We start from the raw sequence: 764 nt of genomic DNA, 5'->3' as shown, positions 1-764 counted from the left end.
TTGTGGTTGAGACGCCAGTTAACTTGAGTTCACGTCAAAAAGAAGTTACTGAAAGAGTTTGAAAGATGTCTTGCTGTGGTGAGCTGCCACCAACGCATAAGCCAAAATCAGAAGGTTTCTTTAATGGAGTGAAGAAGTTCTTTGACGATTTGACCAGCTAGTCATGTGATAAGAATTCAGTACGACAAAGCCCGTCTGGTGATGCCAAACGGGCTTTTTGTTTTACTACCAACAAGTCCGCTGGTTTTCGCTTGATTGGTGAGTTGAGCGTCATTTTTTTTTATCGTTTCATTGGCTAGGCATGGATCGTTGTTTTGCCCTTTAGTGGTTTGTGCAGTCGCTGTGATGGTGTATGCAGCGGATGCTGAACTGGCAACAGAAAATGTATATCTTTCCGAGAGAGACTCGCATATCAGGCAAGTACTGCCGGATAGGATTTGCGTCCATTGATAACCACCATTGTAGCTATCGTCCCAAACTTCAACGAATTTTTGCCATATCTGCTTTGGCTACTGTTCTATGCGACTCGATCAGCATAATTGTTGTAGCTTGGGTAGCTGATGCTTGCCAATACCCCTACGATGACTACGGCGATTAATAATTCGATCAATGTCATACCATGATGAGTGTTTTTTGTAGTGTTTGCAGGGAAAATTTCGAATCATCACGAACACTTCCTCGTTGATTTTCCTCCTATTTTTCTATGGTGCTAGCATTGGTGCAAGTTGAATTGTTGCTTAGCAATAGATTACATAGGAATTTGG

2 pseudogenes are annotated in these 764 nt (G+C 42.1%); one reads left to right on the top strand and one right to left on the bottom strand.

From position 1 onward, the window contains the following. Positions 1 to 161, top strand: a pseudogene (locus CIK04_RS25065) (molecular chaperone DnaJ); the annotation flags it as partial. A gap of 15 nt (positions 162 to 176) precedes the next feature. Here the strand turns inward: CIK04_RS25065 and CIK04_RS25060 are convergent. After that, positions 177 to 665 (bottom strand): annotated as a pseudogene (locus CIK04_RS25060) (type IV pilin protein). Positions 666 to 764: the final 99 nt, after the last annotated feature.

It is taken from the genome of Vibrio sp. 03_296 (genome assembly GCF_002265885.1).
This window is presented reverse-complemented; position numbering and strand designations above follow the sequence as displayed.